The organism is Candidatus Uhrbacteria bacterium (assembly GCA_016699205.1).
Taxonomy (GTDB): domain Bacteria; phylum Patescibacteriota; class Patescibacteriia; order 2-12-FULL-60-25; family 2-12-FULL-60-25; genus CAIXDN01.
In genome coordinates this window covers 1054557-1074766 of the sequence record CP064964.1, presented here as the reverse complement: position 1 = coordinate 1074766, position 20210 = coordinate 1054557, and the positions used below count along the sequence as shown (strand labels likewise).

Annotated in this window: 25 protein-coding genes and 1 pseudogene; 7 read left to right on the top strand and 19 right to left on the bottom strand. The window is 51.3% G+C overall.

Annotated elements, in window-relative coordinates; genetic code table 11:
* The first annotated feature begins 11 nt into the window (after window positions 1-11).
* The 5 genes and pseudogenes from IPH19_05545 (at window position 12) to IPH19_05525 (ending at window position 3706) form a co-directional block, all read left to right on the top strand.
* A pseudogene (locus IPH19_05545) lies at window positions 12-1665 on the top strand (ABC transporter ATP-binding protein).
* A gap of 15 nt (window positions 1666-1680) precedes the next feature.
* Window positions 1681-2106 carry a DUF1761 domain-containing protein gene (locus IPH19_05540; GenBank protein ID QQR60836.1) on the top strand — a complete coding sequence of 142 codons (426 nt, stop codon included), beginning with the start codon at window positions 1681-1683 and terminating at the stop codon, window positions 2104-2106.
* A gap of 32 nt (window positions 2107-2138) precedes the next feature.
* Window positions 2139-2534: an SIS domain-containing protein gene (locus tag IPH19_05535; protein QQR60835.1), complete on the top strand. Its 396-nt coding sequence runs from the start codon at window positions 2139-2141 to the stop codon at window positions 2532-2534.
* Window positions 2535-2569: 35 nt separating this feature from the next.
* Window positions 2570-3145, top strand: a complete 576-nt coding sequence (locus IPH19_05530) for a hypothetical protein (protein ID QQR60834.1) — start codon at window positions 2570-2572, stop codon at window positions 3143-3145.
* Between the two features lie 108 nt (window positions 3146-3253).
* Window positions 3254-3706 carry a magnesium transporter gene (locus IPH19_05525; protein QQR60833.1) on the top strand — a complete coding sequence of 151 codons (453 nt, stop codon included), beginning with the start codon at window positions 3254-3256 and terminating at the stop codon, window positions 3704-3706.
* Window positions 3707-3851: 145 nt separating this feature from the next.
* On the opposite strand, the gene IPH19_05520 is transcribed toward IPH19_05525, so the two are convergent.
* The 5 genes from IPH19_05520 to IPH19_05500 form a co-directional block, all read right to left on the bottom strand.
* Window positions 3852-4046 (bottom strand): hypothetical protein, encoded by a 195-nt coding sequence (locus IPH19_05520; protein ID QQR60832.1) that lies wholly within the window; start codon window positions 4044-4046, stop codon window positions 3852-3854.
* A 150-nt stretch (window positions 4047-4196) separates the two neighbouring features.
* Window positions 4197-4958 carry a hypothetical protein gene (locus IPH19_05515; GenBank protein QQR60831.1) on the bottom strand — a complete coding sequence of 254 codons (762 nt, stop codon included), beginning with the start codon at window positions 4956-4958 and terminating at the stop codon, window positions 4197-4199.
* A 142-nt stretch (window positions 4959-5100) separates the two neighbouring features.
* Window positions 5101-5868: a hypothetical protein gene (locus IPH19_05510; protein QQR60830.1), complete on the bottom strand. Its 768-nt coding sequence runs from the start codon at window positions 5866-5868 to the stop codon at window positions 5101-5103.
* Between the two features lie 95 nt (window positions 5869-5963).
* Entirely contained in the window at window positions 5964-6923 is a 960-nt protein-coding gene (locus tag IPH19_05505) for an AAA family ATPase (protein ID QQR60829.1), read from the bottom strand.
* On the bottom strand, window positions 6920-7312 hold the full coding sequence (locus IPH19_05500; protein ID QQR60828.1) for a transcriptional repressor: 393 nt from the start codon (window positions 7310-7312) through the stop codon (window positions 6920-6922). Before IPH19_05500 ends, IPH19_05505 begins: the two co-directional genes overlap by 4 nt.
* A 59-nt stretch (window positions 7313-7371) precedes the next feature.
* On the opposite strand from IPH19_05500, the gene IPH19_05495 reads away from it, so the two are divergent.
* Window positions 7372-8130 (top strand): ZIP family metal transporter, encoded by a 759-nt coding sequence (locus IPH19_05495; GenBank protein ID QQR60827.1) that lies wholly within the window; start codon window positions 7372-7374, stop codon window positions 8128-8130.
* Window positions 8131-8174: 44 nt separating this feature from the next.
* Here the strand turns inward: IPH19_05495 and IPH19_05490 are convergent, their stop codons facing one another.
* The 8 genes from IPH19_05490 to gatC form a co-directional block, all read right to left on the bottom strand.
* The gene (locus IPH19_05490; GenBank protein ID QQR60826.1) at window positions 8175-8906 is read right to left on the bottom strand and encodes a DsbA family protein; all 732 of its coding nucleotides are present in this window, start codon (window positions 8904-8906) and stop codon (window positions 8175-8177) included.
* A gap of 45 nt (window positions 8907-8951) precedes the next feature.
* Window positions 8952-9596, bottom strand: coding sequence for a thioredoxin domain-containing protein (locus IPH19_05485; protein QQR60825.1), 645 nt, complete (start codon window positions 9594-9596; stop codon window positions 8952-8954).
* 65 nt (window positions 9597-9661) lie between these two features.
* Complete coding sequence (locus tag IPH19_05480; GenBank protein ID QQR60824.1) at window positions 9662-10576, bottom strand: FAD-dependent oxidoreductase; 915 nt, start codon at window positions 10574-10576, stop codon at window positions 9662-9664.
* Window positions 10577-10588: 12 nt separating this feature from the next.
* Window positions 10589-11200 carry a prolipoprotein diacylglyceryl transferase gene (locus tag IPH19_05475; protein ID QQR61369.1) on the bottom strand — a complete coding sequence of 204 codons (612 nt, stop codon included), beginning with the start codon at window positions 11198-11200 and terminating at the stop codon, window positions 10589-10591.
* Window positions 11179-11364, bottom strand: coding sequence for a hypothetical protein (locus IPH19_05470; protein ID QQR60823.1), 186 nt, complete (start codon window positions 11362-11364; stop codon window positions 11179-11181). Before IPH19_05470 ends, IPH19_05475 begins: the two co-directional genes overlap by 22 nt.
* An 80-nt stretch (window positions 11365-11444) precedes the next feature.
* The gene (locus IPH19_05465; protein ID QQR60822.1) at window positions 11445-11942 is read right to left on the bottom strand and encodes a hypothetical protein; all 498 of its coding nucleotides are present in this window, start codon (window positions 11940-11942) and stop codon (window positions 11445-11447) included.
* Window positions 11942-13369 carry an Asp-tRNA(Asn)/Glu-tRNA(Gln) amidotransferase subunit GatA gene (gatA, locus tag IPH19_05460; protein QQR60821.1) on the bottom strand — a complete coding sequence of 476 codons (1428 nt, stop codon included), beginning with the start codon at window positions 13367-13369 and terminating at the stop codon, window positions 11942-11944. The genes IPH19_05465 and gatA overlap by 1 nt, the downstream gene beginning before the upstream one ends.
* Window positions 13370-13371: 2 nt before the next feature.
* A complete protein-coding gene (gene gatC, locus IPH19_05455; GenBank protein QQR60820.1) occupies window positions 13372-13671 on the bottom strand; it encodes an Asp-tRNA(Asn)/Glu-tRNA(Gln) amidotransferase subunit GatC in 300 nt (99 codons plus the stop codon).
* Window positions 13672-13737: 66 nt separating this feature from the next.
* Here gatC and IPH19_05450 point away from each other — a divergent pair, with 66 nt between their 5' ends.
* Window positions 13738-14826, top strand: coding sequence for a hypothetical protein (locus IPH19_05450; protein QQR60819.1), 1089 nt, complete (start codon window positions 13738-13740; stop codon window positions 14824-14826).
* 25 nt (window positions 14827-14851) lie between these two features.
* Here the strand turns inward: IPH19_05450 and ligA are convergent, their stop codons facing one another.
* Genes ligA through pilM form a run of 6 tightly spaced genes read right to left on the bottom strand, consistent with a single transcriptional unit; the run spans window position 14852 to window position 20207 of the window.
* Window positions 14852-16831: an NAD-dependent DNA ligase LigA gene (gene ligA / locus IPH19_05445; GenBank protein QQR60818.1), complete on the bottom strand. Its 1980-nt coding sequence runs from the start codon at window positions 16829-16831 to the stop codon at window positions 14852-14854.
* Between the two features lie 4 nt (window positions 16832-16835).
* A complete protein-coding gene (locus tag IPH19_05440; protein QQR60817.1) occupies window positions 16836-17309 on the bottom strand; it encodes a prepilin peptidase in 474 nt (157 codons plus the stop codon).
* 25 nt (window positions 17310-17334) lie between these two features.
* A complete protein-coding gene (locus tag IPH19_05435; protein QQR60816.1) occupies window positions 17335-17793 on the bottom strand; it encodes a prepilin-type N-terminal cleavage/methylation domain-containing protein in 459 nt (152 codons plus the stop codon).
* A 16-nt stretch (window positions 17794-17809) separates the two neighbouring features.
* Window positions 17810-18337 (bottom strand): response regulator, encoded by a 528-nt coding sequence (locus tag IPH19_05430; protein ID QQR60815.1) that lies wholly within the window; start codon window positions 18335-18337, stop codon window positions 17810-17812.
* Window positions 18316-19131: a hypothetical protein gene (locus IPH19_05425; GenBank protein ID QQR60814.1), complete on the bottom strand. Its 816-nt coding sequence runs from the start codon at window positions 19129-19131 to the stop codon at window positions 18316-18318. Before IPH19_05425 ends, IPH19_05430 begins: the two co-directional genes overlap by 22 nt.
* Window positions 19132-19133: 2 nt before the next feature.
* Window positions 19134-20207: a type IV pilus assembly protein PilM gene (gene pilM, locus IPH19_05420; GenBank protein QQR60813.1), complete on the bottom strand. Its 1074-nt coding sequence runs from the start codon at window positions 20205-20207 to the stop codon at window positions 19134-19136.
* Window positions 20208-20210: the final 3 nt, after the last annotated feature.

Here is a 20210-nt window from a genome sequence, read left to right as displayed (position 1 = left end):
TCAAACCGGAGATTGGTCCTTTGGCATTGACGGCGCTTACGATCTTCATCGCTTCCGGCATCAACTTGAGCGTGCCTTACATTTTGGTCACGCCATCGATGCTTATGTACGCACCGCAAACTATCCAGGCATCTTTACAACCGTCGCAGCGCTTCTCGTCGCATTCTTGATCGCCCTCGGCACAAGCTATTGGCAGATGCAGCTCATGGGCCGTGTAGGTCAGCGCATGCTCTTCCGTTTGCGCAACATGATTTTGCCAAACTCAATCGCTACCAATCGCCTTCTTCAACCGAAATAAAGCTGGCGATTTGATTTCCCGCATCAACAACGACACGGACAAACTCAACCAATTCTTCTCGAAACCTTGGTGCGTTTCACGATGAGCATCGTGATGATTGTCGGTTCCGGTATCTTCCTGCTCTCATTGAACTGGCATCTTGGCCTCGCCGCGCTAGTCCCGGCCGGAGCACTCTATCTCTTTACGCAAGCCACTTCCGGCTGGGTTAAAAGCGCAATGCAGAAAGTTTGCGTGCAACCGGCGGTTTGAGCGCAGAAATTCAAGAAAGCTTGGAACACTTTAAAGTCGTTGTCGCATTTGATCGCCGCGACTTCTTCCGCGACCGCTTTGCCATCGCCAACAAAATCAACTTCAAAGCAGCAACACGCGCCGGCATCGCCAGCGCCCTCTACTCCCCGATTTACGATCTTTTCTCCAACTTGGCGATTCTGATCGTTCTCGGCTACGGCATCCTGCTCGTCTCCCAACAAAGCCTTACGCTTGGCTTACTCTTGAGTTTCTTGATCTATGTCGAGCGCTTCTACGGTCCGCTCCGCCAAATCGCCATGCTCTGGAACTCCTTCCAGCTCGCATTAGCCGCCTGGGATCGCGTCTCGAAATCATGGATGAAACAATGGACTTGCCGACGATTGAAGGCGAAAAGGCCGCCAATCCAGCCCTTGTACAATTCCAAGGCGTACACTTTGGCTATCCAGAGCGTCCGGATGTCTTGCGCAACATCAACATCGATTTGGAACGCGGCAAAACCTACGCACTCGTCGGTCCGACAGGCGGCGGCAAAACCACAACTGCCTCGCTCATGGCGCGTCTCTACGATCCAACCTCCGGCACCATCCTGCTCGATGGCCGCGATCTGCGCTCCTACCCTGAAAGCGATCGCACCAAAAAATCGGCTTCATCTTGCAAGAACCATTCTTGTTCACGGGCACCGTCCTGGAAAACATCTTCTACGCCAATCCTGATTTTGCCGCAGCAAGCCACCAAGAAAAATCGACACGATCAACTCGATGGGCCTTGAGCGTCTCCTCGCCCGCTTTGAAAAAGGCGTCGACACGCCCGTCTCCGGCGCCGACTCCATCAGCTTGGGTCAAAAGCAGCTCATCGCTTTCATGCGTGCCGTCTTGCGCAAGCCAGAACTCCTGATTCTCGATGAAGCCACCGCCAACATCGATACCGTCACGGAGCAATTGCTCCAAGAAGCCCTCGATCAGCTTCCAGGATCGACAACAAAGGTCATCATCGCCCATCGCTTGAACACGATCGAAAAAGCTGACGGCATCTTCTTTGTAAACAACGGCGAACTGACGGCTGCCGGTACACTCGACAAAGCTGTCGACATGTTGATGCACGGAAAACGTAAAAGCTGATAGAATGCTGTCCATATGACTTTTACCCCCAACTACCTCGCTATACTCGTCGCCGCCATTTCCACCGTCGTTCTCGGGTTCCTTTGGTACGGCCCTTTATTTGGCAAACCTTGGATGAAACTAATGGGTATTGATCCATCCAAAATGAGCAAGGAGGCGATGAAAGGCATGAATAAGACCTATGCCCTGATGAGCATTGGTTCGCTTGTTTTAGCCTACGTCCTATCATTTACAACAGAATTTGCGATGACCTATACGCAGACATTTGGTTGGGTCGGCGGCGTCATGTCTGGTTTCTGGACCTGGCTCGGATTTTTTGCGCCTGTGCAAATGGATGAGCAGCTCTGGGGCAATAAACCCTGGAAGCTCTACTTCATCAACACCGGATACCGCTTGGTCTCACTCATCATCATGGGAGTGATCCTCGCTGTTTGGCGCTAAAAAATCTAATTATTTGTGCTAGAATAGGAGCCATGAAGGCTCCTATTCTTTTATCCGACGATTTGCGTCTCGGCGCGCAGCTACGCGATGCCTGGCGCCAAGTCTCAAGCCTTAACATTCCTACAAGTCATCACAAGCCGGCTTCTATCGTTGTCTCTGGCATGGGCGGATCAACCTTGGGCGCGCATGTGATTCAGTCCGTCTTCCGTGATGAGATCTCAATCCCTTTTGAAATCAGCAATGACTATCGTCTCCCGAGCCACGTAGGCCGCGACACGCTCGTCATTCTTTCTAGCTATTCCGGCACAACAGAAGAGACGCTTTCCGCAGCCCGTGAAGCCATCCGCCGCAAAGCCCGCATCATCGTCATGACCAATGGCGGCGAGTTACTTGCGCTAGCCAAAAACACAAATTCCCAACACTCGTGATCGATCCCGTTGAGAATCCCTCCAATCAACCGCGCATGGCCATCGGCTATATGACGATTGGCATCGCCGGAATCCTCGCCAAAACCGGAATCATAAAAATCGATGAACGGAAAATCAATGAAGTCGCGAAGCTTATTGAAAACCAGGATCAGGGCTTGGCTTTTGATCTTGCTCGACATCTGGAAAAATCTTTTGTCTTACTCATGTCGGCCGAGCATCTCGTTGGCGCGGCGCATGTATTCAATAATCAAATAAACGAAAATGGAAAACAGCTTTCCGCAGCACAAGTGATTCCAGAACTCGACCATCATTTTTTGGAAGGTATTACATTTCCCCACTCCGTCAAAAAACAGCTCGTCGCTGTTCTCTTTCAATCCGAGCATTATCATCCGCGCAATCACAAACGCATCAAGCTAACGGCAGAAATCCTGCAGAAAAACGGCATTCGTGCCATCACCATCGATGTGATCGGCAAAAACCGTCTGCAAGAAGCGTGGACCGCTATTGCCCTGGGAGCCTCGACAAGCGTCGCCTTGGCCAGACGTCACAAGATCGATCCTTGGCCGGTTCCAAATGTGACGCTTCTAAAGAAACAGATGACAGGAGATTAATATGAGCTGGAAACGCATCATCTACGCCGACGACGATACCGAGTCGGTAAAAAACTTGTTCGTCTTCGCTTACCATCCATTCTAGTCGGTCTATTTCTTGGCGTTGTCTTGGCCGTTGTCTTTTCTACCTTTGAAGACGTGCTGGCCAAAGACATTCGCATCGCCTTCTTTGTTCCATTCGTCGTCTATATTGCCGCAGCCGTGGGTTCACAAACACAAAGCATCTTTAGCCGCGACCTCCGATCACGTAAAGCAAAATTCAAAAATTACCTTCTGAAAGAAGCAGGCGTCGGAATAATACTTGGATCGATATCTGGCATACTGAGCGGTATCGCGGCATATATCTGGTTCCAAGACTCCATGCTTGCGATGGTTGTTGGTATATCCATGTTCATCGCCGTTGCCATCGCGCCGCATACAGCGCTTATCGTCACAAAACTTGTCCAAATGGAGCACCTCGACCCAGCCGTCGGCGCAGGACCAATTGCCACCGTCATTCAAGATACGCTAAGCGTTCTGATTTACGGCATTACCGCCAGCATTATCCTGCTCTCATCGTAATAGACCAAAACAAAAAACCCCATTCCGCAGCTGCGGGACGGGGCTCGTAAAAACAAAGGTACCAACCGACCCGTCTTGAACTACCTGTTGAGCTTGTTGAGAATGTTCGGGGCATGAGCGAGCAGCTGCTGAAACTCGAGCTTGCTCATGCGGAATGCCCGCTCCCCGACTTTGTCCGGTCATGGATCAAGATACGGCCGTCCGGCTCTTCCTCGATGACCGTCGTGTAGTTGGAACTGGGATTCAGCTCGACAGCGCTGTCGTAGAGAACCCTCTTGTCTGACTCGCCTTCCCCTTCTTCACGCGATGAAGGCATACCGTCTCTCCACGATGAAAACATACCGACCTATCCTTTCCACGATGCAACGCTTTTTAGGCTTACTATATTCAGTCGGATACGTCAAGCGTACGCAATAAGTCCGGATACTGTATTCCATTTTGGATAACATCAGAGCCCCGTCAGCAGAATACATGACGGGGCTCTTATCGTTCAGACGGTGCTCTTGGGATTGCGATGGATCGCGAGGATCTGCTCGGCGGCAGATCGGAACTCGCGCAGACGGCCTCTCGTACCAGCTGGTGCGGCAGCGAGGATACCCGGCCACTGATAGGCCAGCTCAACGCCGTACTCGCGCTCGATGCGCATACGATACGGATAAATCGCCATCAGCATCACGAGCTGTTCGAGACTGCGCGGCGCCTTGGAACAGTCGAGAAGACCGTACCCTCGGTCTGAATCCTCCATGTCCGCGAGGACGATGCGGATCTGGTCGCAGGCAAGATGATAGCGCTCCTCAATGAAAGCAAGAGGAGGAAGCTCGATCGGAGGAGCCTTGAGACCTTCAGGAATCATCACGAGGATCTCTTCCGACTCCAGTCGGAACATTCCCTCATGAACGGTTTGTGCGCATCGATGCATCGCATCGCTGGCCATGACTTGGTACACCTGGGACACAGCCTTGATACCGACCATCTCGGGAATCGAGACCCGTCTGATCATCGGTTCAACCGGCCGCGGGCTATGATGCTCGGACTTATGCAGAAGAGCATTCAAGAGCCTCACCGGCACGGTCTCATCCTCCTCGCGTCTGTCTGACACGGGCCTCGGATGTGTCTGACGCCTGAGCGTAAAACACAGCGTCCAAGCCGCCGGAAACCAGTGCAGGATAAGGCCTCCAAACTCCTGATCATTGATCGCACCATTGACGCGAACGCTTTCAGCAAGCTCAGGTGACACACTCGGAATGTGCATGTTTGCCTCGTTATCGCCAGTCAAGAGCCGGCGACAAGGATTAACGCTACGCCGAGCTTTCGCCCTTGTCCAGACGATAAGAAAAGCCGACCCACCCGGCTTCTACGGGTGGGTCGGCGAGGAAGTCCGCTAGGCGGACTGATCAGCAGTCGAACATCGCCGGTTCCTGCATCTGGAGCTGATGCGTCCGGCTCACGATGAAGTCCCAGGACAGCTCGCCCAGCGTGTCGCTGGGCTTGGACGGCGTATTCTCGTCCTTGGACTTCTCCTTGCCCTTCTTGCCGCGTCCCGCCTGCTTGCAGCAGTTGACCGTGGCGATCGGACCGAACGCATCCTCGAGCAGGAAGCGGTACGGACGGATGGAGATCATCTCGACCAGCTGCCCAAAGAGCGGCTGCTCGGTAGCACGGTGGTTGAACGAACGACCCTCGTGCGATGCGATGCAGGCGTAGGCGAGCGGGTAGAGCCGCTCGATCTCGCGCAGCGTGTCCGCGTGGTCGATGATCGCCGACGTCTCCACCGGATCGTCGCCATGTGCCTTCTGCGCAGAGAGGTTGAAGACGCGGGAACGGAAGTCCTCGCGCGAGAATGACTCGGGCGTGAAGCCGACCACGCGTCCGGATGCCGTCCGCACGAGCACGATGCCGTAGTGGAGATTCAGCTCGCGATTGATCGCATCACCGTAGCAGGCGCGGATGACATGGCCGCGCTCGACATCGGTGAAGCCGTGAAAGCACTTGCGATACGAGCCGCTCGGCTCGCTCTTGAGGCGCTCGCACATGAGCTCGTACATCTTCACGGCGCCGGGCAAGGACGTCTTACAGATGCTCACGAACGTGTCGTGATCGACGATCTCGTCCGTGGCACCCTTGATGCGCTCGGTGATCTCGAAAGGAACAGACAGGGACATGGAACCCCCTTTGAGGTGTCGGCCTCGCGTCGCATAAGCGCGATCGCGTCCGACCCTTCAGCCACGCTTTCGCGTGACAAAAGGGCCGGATACGATCAAGTTGATGCGGCGACAAAGTTCTCTGGACCAAAGTCCGGATCGATCTGTGTTGCGAGATCAATACCCGTACTCGCATTTGCCCAACTCTTGGCATTTCGCAGGTGAAATTCAACCGCATGACGATAAAAACGGTTCCAGTCTTTTTGCGTCTGCTGCAAACGCTCTTCAAGGACATGGAACGCTGCCAGTAATTCACGATCCGCGTCAGCAGCTGTTGCATCTCCGCGATCACGCGCTTTCACCGCTTTTGAATACGGAATAATGGCGAGCAAATCATCCCCCACTTGTTCTCGTAAAAACGCCTCCTCCTCCGAGTCGACGACTTTGTTTCCAATGACCGCCAATGGAACGCCAAACTCGGAAGCGTAGCCTTTGTATTGTCGATAAACGCTTACGGAGGCCAGGGTCGGCTCCACGACAATCAGCGTAAGATCAAACTTGGTAAAAAGACCCGATGCAAATGCGTCAGCGCCAGCCGTCATGTCGACGATCACAAACTCATCCTTGCGATCAACCAAATGATTCAGCACCAATTCTGCTGCACCGGTTTTGGCATGAAAACATTTGACGCCCAAATCTTCTTCCTGAAATCCGCCAGTCGCCAACACACGCATACCTTCATGCTTGATGGCGAAACGATCAAAAAAAGCCTCGACCGTACTCAAACGCAATAGCCGGGATCCATTCCCTGGCGGCGTTGTTTTGACCATTTGTGAAGCAGAGCCAATCAATGGATTTGTCCCGCGCAAATAATCTTTAATCTCGGTTAAGAGATTTCCCATCGCAGGAATCGCGGCAGCTTGGTCAGATGGAACACCAAGAGCCCCGGCAAGATGCTGATTAATATCGGCGTCGATCGCTAAAACCGTCTTGCCATGGGAAGCAAGATGTCGGCAGAACAATGACGACATCGTCGTCTTCCCGCTTCCGCCTTTTCCGACAAATGCAATCTTCATACGGTTTTAGAACAGGATCCGCACATCCCAAAAAACTCAACCAAATGCTTCTGAATACGAAACCCGCTCTGCTTGGCTACCGAGGACTGAATCTGTTCCAATTGCGGCTCAATCTCAAGCTCGACAACCGCTTCACAGCTCATACAAACCGCGTGGTGGTGATGATCGCCATGCGTCATCTCGTAACGCTTCTGACCATCTGCAAAATCAACCTCCGAAATCTCGCCTTTCAAAAGCAATTTCTCAAGCTCTCGATAAACCGTCGTTTTATTAACCGATAAACCGCGCCCTCCTAAAGCCTCAACCAATTCCATAGCCGCCATCGGCTTCTGAGAAGCTGACAGGACCTCCCGTATGGCGAGCTTGGACTTGGTTTGGCGTTCTTGCATGAACCTATTTAACGCAACAGAGTTGCATTTGTCAAGGACCTATGCTAGGTTATCCACATATGGAAACCCTGCTACCAGCTTTATCAGCCGCCATCATCATGAGCCTTCTATCGTTACTGGGTTACGCCAGTCTCGCGTGGAAAAAGAGCCAGACCGCGTTTATTCAGCATGCTGTTGTCGCTTTTGCTGCCGGCGCGCTCCTCGGAAATGCGTTCTTTCATCTCCTACCTGAATCGATTGAAGCGTCCCCTAACGCACTGACTTGGGCATTAGCAGGCATCCTGCTCTTCTTTGTCCTCGATTCCATGCTCTGGATTTATCACAGCCACGCAGGCCGTGAACTACACGATCACGAACATGATCACACTCCCGCAAAACCGGTCGGCTATCTGAATCTCATCGGAGACGCCGTACACAATTTTACAGACGGCATTACCGTCATGTCGGCATTTCTTGTGAATCCTACGCTCGGCTTTAATACCGCCGTCGCGATCGGTTTACACGAAATTCCACAAGAGCTCGGCGATTTTGGCATACTCCTTTCTTCTGGATTTTCCAAAAAGAAAGCGCTCTGGCTTAACTTGCTGGTTTCCTTGGCCATGATTGCAGGCGTTGTCGGAACATGGTTTGCCGCCGGATTTGTGACACGTCTGACAACGTGGACGATCCCGCTTGCCGCCGGATTCATGATCTACATGGCTTGCACAAACTTGTTTGCAGAAATTAAAGAGGAGCCAAAACTTAGCACGCGTGCCTGGCAAACACTGGCGATGTTCCTCGGTCTCGCCATCATGTATCTCACGGCAGGGCTCGAATAATAAAAAAATTCCTCCGGCCGGAGGAATTTTTTTATTATGAGGTCTTATTTAAGAGCAGCCTGGATAGCAGCTTTCAACTCGCTGTACGGTACAGCGCCAGAAATAAGCTGACCGTTAACAAAGGTTGCCGGCGTACCTTCAACACCTGCCGTTGTACCATCTTGCAAATCCGTATTGACCTTGGCTGCCATTTCACCTCCATCGAGACACTTGTCAAAATTAACCGTGTTCAAACCAATTTTCTTGGCAAGCTCGGTATAAAGAGATCGGCTAAGAGTTGCTTGATTCGTGAACAATTCATCATGCATCTTCCAGAAAGCATCGTTGCCGCCGAGTTTAGCTGCACATTCCGAAGCTTCAGCTGACTTCTGAGCTTCCGGATGAAAGGAAAGCGGGTAGTGGCGATAAACCAAGTTTACTTCGTTCGGAAAATCCTTCAGCGCTTGTTTCACTGTCGGGAGATGACGTGAGCAGAACGGACACTGGAAATCCGAGTACTCAACCAAGGTAACCTTTGCGTTCTTAGGCCCCAAAAGATGATCGTTGGCACTCACTGGCTTCAACGGTCCAGCAGCGACGGGAGCCTGAGCAGCCGGAGCCTGCGCTCCGCTCGGAGGAACATACGCACCGGAATTACCGCCGACAGCTAAAGCGTTACCACCCATGACAAGATTCAACGTCACCCCTAACCCGACAACCGCCGACACGGCGATTCCGAGAAAAAGCCCGGTAAAGAACATTGTTTTTGGACCGCCGTCAAAAAAGTTTTGAGACATAAATTTGTAGAAGAATAGCAGTTATGAAAGGGGCCGTCTATCTATTTACGGCTTATTGGCAAGTGCTTGATCCCATTCGGTCGGCGTCAGGCTAAACAAGCGTTCCGTGCCAACAAACGTCGTAGGCGTCCGATCGACATTGTTCCGTACGCCTTCTTGGTAAGCGGCCATGACTTTTGCATCATTCGCCCGGCTATCAAGACAGGTATTGAATTGATCGACATTTAATCCGATCTGTAAGGCGTAAGCTCTAAAGTCCGCTGAAGGGTCGCGGCTCGAGTCCCAGCTAGACTGTCCGTCATAGAGCTTGGACTTCATCTCCCAAAACTTACCTTGGTCCTGTGCGCATCGTCCGGCATTGGCCGCAAGACGCGCATTCGGGTGTATCGTCATGAGAGGAAAATCTTTCCAGACAAATTTGATCTTGTCCTTGTATTTTTCGATAGCGTAATTGACTCCACCCTCGGCCGCTCGACACGCGGGACACTGGAAATCACTGTACAGACGGACGACCGTCGTAGCATTCTCAGGTCCGATGAACGGATCGTTCACGTCATCAAAAATGAGTTCACCATTGGCTAGCGGGGCAGATGTCGGAGCCGACATAATCGCCCACACCAACCCTCCAAAAACGAGCACCGCAACTACAGCAACACCGATCAATAAATTCTTGTTGGAAGCATCTTGCATAGGTTAAAAGAATGGCATGACAACCCTTACTACGCAACGCCAGCCATAGAATTTCAGCTCTATTGTCAAGCCTGCGTAGATTGAAGGTAACGAATGATATCAAGAGCCGCCTTTGACCCCTCTCCGACCGCAACCGCGATCTGTTTAAAGGCCACGGAAGTAACATCTCCGGCCGCCCAAACCCCGTCAACATTCGTGCGGTTGTGGGAATCGATAATAATCTGCCCCGACTTATCCTTTGCCGCAAAGTCGATCATCTCTGACTGCGGCATAAGACCAATTTCAATGAAAACACCTTCCGTAGGCACTTCCCGCTCTTTTCCATCAGCTCCAGCTAAAATAATTGATTCCAACATCGCCTTACCCGCAAATCCGACCGTCTTGGTTGAAACATGCACCTGAACATTAGCCTGCGATAAACAACGCTGCTTCATAACCTCATCGCCCATAAGCTCGGCATTGATCGTTACCAAGTGAACTTCTTTCGCGTACTTAGCGGCAAACAACGCTGCATCCATAGCGCTATTCCCTCCACCAACAATATGTACGACCTTGTTGGCAAATAAAGGCGCATCGCATGTCGCGCAATACGAAATACCTTTCATTGTATATTCATCCTCTCCTGGAACGCCAAGCTTGCGATGATCGGCACCGGTCGCAATCAAAACGGTTCTTGTCGGATAAGCGCCGCGCTCTGTCTCAACGGAAAAACCGCCCTTGGTTTTCGTCACGCGCTTTACCTTCTCCCCCTCATGCAATTCCATCGCCTCACGATAATCTTCCAAATGTTTATCAAATGCCTCAACCAGCTTGATACCGCTAATCTGGTGGATACCTAAATAATTCTCGACATCCGACGACCAAATCACCTGTCCGCCGAGATTTCCGGCGAACATCGCAAAGTTCATTTTTTGACGCGCAAGATAGACAGACGCCGCCATTCCAGCCGGTCCTCCACCAATCACGATGCAATCAAACATGCCGACATTCTATCACACGACCTCCCTCTCCTTACGAATGAGAGGGACCGAGGGTGAGGTATTCCGAAGAATCAACCACAAGCCCAACCCGATCATCGGTATCGCCACATACTGCGTTGGCGTTAATCCCAAGTATGTCTTGTCGACAATACGCCAAAAATCCAATCCAAAACGCGTAATACCCTCGATCACCATATAGCTACCGAACCAGAAACCCGGACGTCGCTGTTTGCGATTCAACCAAAGAAACAAAAAGCCTGTTACAAAACCGATAATCGACAAATACAAACCGTGATCATGACGCGTCTGGCCATCCGGATATTTTACGCCCAGAAACGAATGCGTAAGCGTCCCGGGATGATCATGAATCAAAAAGCAACCAATGCGACCGACCCCGCAGCCCCACGGCAATCCCCAAACCAGTGTATCAGCATACGCAATCCAACTAATCGCGCGCGATCGGCAGTAATAGAAAAATACACCGGCTGCACCGAGCAGCCCGCCAAACATCGCAAATCCAGGCTTACGCGGATCCAATGCATCAAGCGGCTGATCCAGATAATGCATCGGATCATAAAACACCACATGAAAAATACGCGCCCCTAAAAACGCCCCGATGAAAATCCAAAAGCCAGATCCAAAATCCGCTCAGGATCAAGACCCTTCTCTTTAGCCCGTCTCCAAGCAACATAAGTACCAAGCGCATACCCCAAGGCAACAATCGTTCCCCATGTCTGGAATGTCACGCCAAGAATAGGAAACGAAGTCAGTTCAAAATAGGGAATCATATATCCATTGTCATTGCGAGGAGTCCGACGACGAAGCAATCCTGCGATTCAAGATTGCTTCGCTGCTACTCGCAATGACATTAAAAGACATTTAGTGTTTTTAGCGCAGCATAAAAATCCCTGACAGCCGACTTGGCCTGACGGATCGAGATCTCAAACGTTGCATCATGCACGAGCTGATTGCGTAGCTTATGCGCTCCCCAAACTTTAGAAATATTTGGATATTTATACGCAGCCGTTTTGAGACGCTCCCCCATCGTCTCTCCCGGAAAGTGCAGTTTGCGCAAAACCGTGTCGAGCAATTTATCCGCCTCGACAACAGCGAGCTTTGCTCCCATCAATCCATGATCCGATGTCTTCTCAATCTCCGCCCACATAGCAGTCAAACGCTTTGGATCCAATCCCTCAAGTGAGGGTCGAGTAAACGCGCGAAACGCCGTTGCAATGCCGATAACGAGGACCAAGCCAACAACAATAATTAGCAAAACAATACCCAGTACCGAACCAAAATTAACAGTTCCGCTCGGAAGAACAGAATTAGTGAGGTTGCCACCGTCAAATACGAATTGAAATAACATCACAAATTAATATGCTCAAACACGCGTGCCGTTGAAAGCAATCCGCCGTCCGCACCCATCTTGCCGATAAACTGCAATCCAACCGGCAAGCCCTCATCCGTTCCGCAAGGTACGGAAATCGCCGGAAGACCTGCCACGTTTGCGCCAACCGTGTATACGTCTTCCAAATACATCGCCAGCGGATCAGACATTTTCTCACCCAGCTTAAACGCCGTGGATGGAGCCGTCGGCGTCACAATCACATCAACCTGTTCAAAAGCCGATGCATAAGCGCGTCTGATCAGCGTCTGCACTTTTCGAGCTTGTCGATAATACGCATCATAATAACCCTTCGACAAAGCGTACGTCCCAAGCATGATGCGGCGTCGCACTTCTTCACCAAGATTTTCCGAACGCGACTTGAGATACGTTTCAATCAATGTCGGACGAGTCTCGCGCTGTCCGTAACGCATGCCGTCAAAACGCGACAAATTAGCCGACACCTCGCACGGCATCAAGACATAATAAACAGCAAGCGCTTCATCCGCATAAGGCAAATCGATCTCAATCAGCTCGGCTCCGGCTTTCTTCATCGTTTCCAAAGCCTCTTCCGTCTGACGACGTACACCCGCCGTCATCCCTTCACCCCAAGCCTGACGCGGAATCCCGACGCGAATACCCTTCATGTCTTGTCGCGTCTCATAGCTGATCTGACCAAAATCAACCGTCGTCTGATCCAGTTTGTCCGTTCCGCGAATCGTCTCAAACAACACAGCAGCATCCTCAACCGTCTTGGTCATTGGCCCGATTTGGTCGAGTGAAGAAGCCATTGCCATCAATCCCGAGCGAGAAACAGATCCATAGCTCGGCTTGAATCCGACAATTCCGCAAAATGAAGCCGGCTGACGAATCGATCCTCCCGTATCAGAACCAAGGGAAGCAATCGCCATATCAGCGGCAACCGCTGCAGCACTTCCGCCGCTCGAACCTCCCGGAACACGGGCCAAGTCGCGCGGATTCTTTGTTGGACCAAATGCAGAGCGTTCAGTCGATGAACCCATGGCAAACTCGTCCATGTTGGTTTTGCCCAAAAATACGCTCCCAGCCTCGCGCAATTTTGTAATCACCGTCGCATCATAAGCGGCGCGATAATTGGCAAGGATTTGCGATCCGGCCGTTGCGCGCTGATCTTGTATCAAAATATTATCCTTGATCGCGAGCGGGATTCCATCCAAAACGCCAGCCGATTTCCCTGCCGCGCGGCGCTCATCCGATGCATGCGCCTGATCCATCGCTGTACCCTCAAAAACGTCCAAGTAGGCATGCACGCCCAAATCCAATCCGCGAATCTGTGCGAGATACGCCTTCGTTAATTCCATCGACGAAAACGCCTTGGACGCCAAACCGTCCGCAGCGGATCGAATCGTCTGCTCAAGAAGAAGTCCCATAATTAGCCTTTTGGTTTTTCAAAGACACCAGGCACGCGCAAAACATCGCCAGCCTTGTCCGGAAAATTAGAAAGAATCGCCGTACGCTCGCCTTCCGAGCTGCCATCAACAACATCATCGCGCAAACGCACCAAAACATCGCCTTCAGTTTCAGGAACACCAGTCGTATCGATCTTGGATAATCGTCCGACATACTCAAGTACCGGATCGATCGTTTCCTCCATACGCTTCAATTCCTCGTCTGTGAGCGCCAAACGGGACAATTCTGCCAAGCGAGTAATCTCGTCTCGAGTCAATGCCATACCGCATGAGAATACCGTCCCTGAGCTGTTTGGTAAAGGCGATTCCCTCTGTTAAACTGCCGCCATATGATCCACTTTAAGCGTTGGTTTGCCGCAGCGAGTCTTACCGCCCTTGTCCTCCCATGGACAGCAATCGCTGCCACCCCTGAACAATCTCTCGACAAAGCCGTCAAAGCCATGGATTCCATGACCAGCTACAAGCTCGACTTGGACATGAAGCTCGATATTGGCGAGCGCGTGATCGGAAAGCCTGGCAGCGGCATGACGGGCCAAATCGCCATCAAGCTCGGCACGCGCGTTTTGGACAAACAGAATGGAGAAGGTCGGCTCTCGCTTGAACGCTTCTCGATGAAAGGCGTAGAAAGCGGATCAGAAATCGCTTTCGCGCTTGATCAGCCAATGTCGATCGAATGGCAAATGACCGGCGACAAACTCTACTTCCGCCTCGCCCAAGTTCCGACCATGGTTGTCGATTTCCTCAAGTCCAACTTTGAAGTCGATATCGCTCCCATCATTGGCACGTGGGTTGGGATGGACGCTCCAAATGGCGTAAACGATTTGAAAAATCTCCCGCTCATTTCCTCCCAAAACATCACCGGCGAGCTCCCGGCATCAATCACCGCCCAAGCCGCCATCCGCAAACTTCCAATCTTCCGCGTCATCGCCGTCGAGAAGCGCATGAAGAACGCCGCTGGCGATGACATCACCCGTCTGCGCGTCCGCATCAACCCAAGCCTTATCAACGCCGTACAGCAAGCCGAGATCAAAGCCTTGAAGCGCGACAAATACTATCGCGAGGAAGTAACGGCGATCAACAAGCGATACGTCGAGCTCCGCAAAAATCTCAGCAAACTCTTCATGGTCGTAAACTTAAACGTCACCAAAAATCGCGTGGAACGCATGGAAGTAGGAGGCAACATCGAGGAACCGGTTGAAACCTGCACCTATAACGCACGCCTCAAGCGCGACGTCTGCAAAACAGCCTCTGTCCGCACCTACAAGATTTCCCTCGGCATCAACATCGCCTCAACCGGGAATGAACCGATCGTCGCCCCGCTCATCTGGAAAACCATTGAAGAGATCCACAACCTCCTGATGCCAGCCCCAGCGCCAATCGCAGAAGATCCGCTCCTCCAAACACTCACCGCTGAATAAAAAATAATCCCGCTGATCGGCGGGATTATTTTATTTTCTTCAAGAAATCCTTCTCCTCCAAAATCGTCACACCAAGTTTCTGAGCCTTATCAAACTTCGACCCCGGACTATCCCCTACAACAACGAATGAAGTCTTCTTTGAAACCGACTCGCTAATATCCCCACCCATCGCCCGAATCTTCTCCTTTGCCTCATCACGCGACATGGACTCGAGCGTACCCGTGATAACCCAGCTCGTACCGGTCAGCGGACCCTTCCCTGCTTTTTTCACATGACGAACATGCACCACCTTCAAAAGATCATCCAACTGCTTACTGTTCGTCTTATCCTTCATCCATGCCACAACAGACTCTGCGACAATCTCCCCGATGCCCTCGACCGCAAGCAGTTCATCCAGCTCCGCCTTTCGAAATTTATCGATGGTACCAAAAGCCTGCGCCAAATCACGAGCCGTCTCTTCCCCAACATGCTTCATACCCAGCCCGTTAATAAATCGATCCAAATCAATTTCACAATGATCCTGGATTTCTTTATGTAGTTTATTCGCCGATACTTCCGCAAAACCTTCTAGCTGTAAAAAATCACCCGGTTCCAGCTTAAACACATCCGCCGGCTCATGCACAAACCCTTTCTGAATTAATTGCTCAACAATCTTCTCCCCAAGCCCCCTCATGTCAAACGCATAAACAAGATGAAGCATCTTAGCGAGTTGCTGCGCAAAACAATTGCGATTCGTACAAATCACCGCCACTTCCCCAGCCTTACGTTCGACATGCGACCCGCACATCGGACATTTCTTTGGCATGTGAAACGCTTTTTCATGCCCGGTTCGCAGCTGAGGCAATACTTTAATAATCTTTGGAATAATATCGCCAGCTTTCTCAACAATCACCGTATCCCCAATCTTCAACCCTAGTCGATGAATCTCGTCTTCATTGTGTAACGACGCATGCGTCACCGTCGTCCCCTGCAATTGCACCGCTTCGAGCAACGCGACCGGCGTCAACACTCCCGTTCTACCGACAGAAACCTCAATATCTTTCACTTTCGTTGTCCCCTGCTCCGCCGGAAACTTCCAAGCAATCATCGCACGCGGCGTCTTACCAACAACGCCCAGCGTTTCAAAAAGTCGATCATCATTCACGTTGACAACGATGCCATCCAACCAATACGCCAACGTATCGCGCTTCTTATAAATCTCCTCGTGCATGCGCTCGACCTCATCCAAATTCTTACAATGTCGATTCAACGGATTCTGCGGAATACCAAGTTCCTCAATCATCTTGTGCGCTTCCGCATGTGTTTTGGTACCAAGATCCGTAATCAAAGAATATCCGTAAAAAGATAGCTTTCGCTCGGCAACAATAGACGGATCAAGCTGGCGAATCGTTCCTGCCGCTGTATTGCGTGGATTCGCATACAATTCCCCGCCCTCTTTTTTTTGTTTCTTGTTGATTTGTTCCAATTGCTTTTTCGTCAGATACACCTCGCCTCTAATCTCGACGCGTCCAGGAATCTTTTTTCGTAAAATAAGCGGAATCGCTTCTATAGTACGCAAATTTTGCGTCACGTCTTCACCGACTCGTCCGTCACCTCGCGTCGAACCCTGCACAAAGTATCCGTCTTCATAAACGAGCGATACAGCCAGACCATCCATCTTGATCTCCGCAAAAAAATCAAAATGCGCTCTCGGCTCCAGCTTCTTCAAGCGCTCCAACCACTCATTTGCTTCTTCTCGTGAAAAAACATCCTCAATAGAAAGCATCGGTACCTGATGCGCGACTTTCTTAAACCCTTCCGCCGGCTTTCCGGCAACGCGCTGTGTCGGCGAGTCTTTCGTGATCAAGTCCGGATGCTCCTGCTCAAGCTTGTAGAGTTCATGTTTCAACGAATCCAAAGCCGCCTCGCTAATCGAGAGATTATCGAGCACATGCATTTCATACCGATACTTGGCGATAAGCTCGCGCAACTTGGCGATACGCTCCTTCGCGTCCTGCTTCGTCATAGCCCTATCCTATCCCAAATCCACGTGCAAACCAACCGGCGATTTGATCGCCCCAAAGCATCGACCCAATCGCACCGATGGTTAAAAACGGGGCAAAGGCAATGTGTATTCCCCGCTTATAAGCCCCGACGGCATACAAAACAATCGCAATAACTCCACCAACGACATAAGCCAAATACAACGCCACCGCGATTCCAGGCCATCCAACAAAAGCACCGATCGAGGCCGCAAACCAGATATCACCTCTCCCCATCCATTTTCCTTTCGAGACAAAAACCTGAATCCAAACAAAAGCCGCACCGACCAAGGCGCCAATCACAGAAGAAAGCGCCTCGCCAGTAAACACATTCAGCAAAAAACCGATGAGCGTCGCCGCAATCATCGGTTCAACCGGCAGCAATTTCTTGCGCCAGTCATACCAGGCCAACGCCAAAAGATAGACAACGAAAGCAAACAATACAGCGCTCTCGATTATCATGATGTGTGACTATGTTGCGTGAGCATTACTTTTCTACGTCCTCAAGATCGATTCCGGTCGCATGTGCGTAGTAAACATTTGCCGGACCCAAGTCTGTTCTGGTTTCCGTCTGGAATCGGATCGAGTAACCATTCGGACCCGCACGGTAGCGATAATATTCATTTACTTTTGGTCCCGTCGGAATACGCGTCAAATAAACCGGCTGCGTCGGATCGGCACTCGCCACAAATCCGGCTGCAGACAATTTCTCTGCATTTGCTCCCGGCATTCCAAGATCGATTCCGGCCGATTGCGGATACGTTGCGTTCTCCAACCAGTACTGACTCAGAGCGGAACGCACGACGCTCACATCAGAAAGTCGCTGCGCATCACGCAAACTCGCACGCGCGCTATTGAGCGATAAAACCGCGAGCGTCGCCAGCAAACCAAACACCGCGAGCACGATCAATGCTTCAAGCACCGTAAATCCACGTCGAAACGTCATATATCCGATTATACCACTACGGCGACTGAAGTTCGACGCCAGGCGCCTGTGGCTCTGGCGTAGCCTTTGGATGACCCAGCTGCCACCACAACAGACTCGCGGCAAGCAAAACAACGCCCAAGGCCACCAAAACCTCCCAGCGCGCAAAACCATCTTCCAATCCAAAATGTCGATTCAACCGGCGAACCACATCTTCCGGATGATGTTGTGACTTAATCATATAATCAGCACACCCCAATGAGAAACATTTATCAACATCCTCGCGTGATGAAAGGCGCGACAGCATGAAAACCGGAATCGAAGAGGTCTCAGGCGTGGTCTTGAGCGCTTCCAACAATTCAAATCCATCTTTTCTTGGTAAACCGATATCAAGCAAAATCGCATCCGGTTTGTCATTTACGGCACGTTTAAAACCATCTTCCCCGTTACTCGATTTCATCACGGCAAAACCACCCGATTCCAAATTCTTGGCAAGAATATCCGCAAAGACAGCATCATCCTCGACGCTGAGCACGGTGCGCTTCATATCTGGAATGATTCCCATGCCGGGCCAAGTGTCGTCAAGCGCGAGCGCACCACGCGTACAGGAATACCCGCTTCCGAAGCCTGACTCCACCAGTCATTCGCAGAACGAGCCATCAAAGCGATGGTGATCCGACCAGAAATCGCCGCATGCAAAGCCAGCTCACGCCCCTCATCACGATCCGCATCATATAAAACAGGCTTATCGCCTTTCATCTCGCGCCAATCATCAACAGATTCAACCAGTGGATACTTGGCAAGAAAATGCCTCGACACATACGCATCAGGCGCGATGATCACAAGCAAACCCTCCGGCTTCCCGCGAAAACCATCCAAAACACCAGACCAGTCGGCTGGATGATGCTGTTCCCCTGTTGATCGTTTGCGAATCAGCTGTAGCGCAGGACCCGTTCCAGCCGGAATAACCTGCACATGCCAGCCAAGTCTTCCACCGATGCGCTGAGCGCGCATCGCTAGCGCAGGCAGCACAGAAGCCGGAATGCGTCGTTCGCCGCCATTATCAAATAAAATATCGGCTTCTCGATCTGTCGGCAAAATACGGATCTGATGCGCGCGCACAACATCAGCATCATGCAAAATAATGCGCAGTAATCGATTTGTATCCTGAGCCGGCGTCACTGAGCTAAAGTTCGGCAATTCAAAACCAAGATCACGAGCCTCATCCGCTTCAAGCAAACCCGTACCAACCACAGCCTGCGAAGGCAATAAGCCGTGGCGATGCAAAGATTCCGCCGCCGCAGAATCGCGTCGCGAGACACGCCCGCGGCTACGGGCTTTAGCCAATTTCCGCTTCATGGTTAGTTATCAAGATCACGCATCGCACAACCGATCGTCACCGCAAAACGAGGTCCGAGCTCATCAAGCAAAGGTCGCAAATCCGGCGGATAGACAACACGCGCCCATGGATTTCCCAAATACGAATTCACATTCATCTGCTGCGTCAAAAATTCCGGCAAACGCGGCAAGAGTGCTGAACCTCCGGTCAAAATAATTTTCTCGATACGCTTCCCGCTTCCGTTAGCTTGCTGCTGATACAATGTGAAAGAATATTTGATCTCATCCAAAATCGGTTTTACGAGCACCGTCAGGATCGGCGAAAGATCGCCCGTCGGTGCAAAAGCCTGCATCGACTTGATATCGCGCTTCATGCTCTCCGCCTGATCCATCGGAATACCGAGCGTCTTGGCAATCGTCTGCGTAATGGCATTTCCTCCCGTAGCGATCGAACGCGTAATGAAAGGAATTCCGCCCTCCACCACCATAATATTTGTACGAAGCGATCCGATATCAACCACCATGATCGTAGAACGATCTTTTCCGATCAGCGCGCGAATCTCCGCAAACGCTTCCGTCTCAAGCGATATCAATTCAAGTCCAGCCTGTTTAAAAATCTCGACATACTTTGAAACCAATGTCTTTGGAGCAGCTGTCACAAGAACACGCGTCGATGGTTTTCCGCCATCCGCACCCTTCTCTGTCTTGTCGATCACTTTTGTATCAAGCGAAACCTCTTCCAACGGAAGCGGGATCAATTTCTTTGCCTGAAGCTGCACCGCCTCTTTCAATTCTTTATCATTCGTCGTCGGCACAGAAAGAATCGATGAAAAAACGGAAGAAATCGGCAATGCGGCAACAGCCTTCTTTGCCGTAGCCTTACTCTTACCAACCATCTTCTTCAAAAGATCGGCGGCATTTGGAATATCATTCAAAAGCGACTTCTCAAGACTATCGGAAGCCACGTTGGCATACGCGTAAGTCACGAGTCGCGCTCGTCCTTTCTCATTCTTAAGTTCGACCAGTTTCATCCCGGCAAAACCGATATCCACACCCAAATAACTCGTCGAAACCGGCGCAGAAGAAAAAAGCCCCATAGT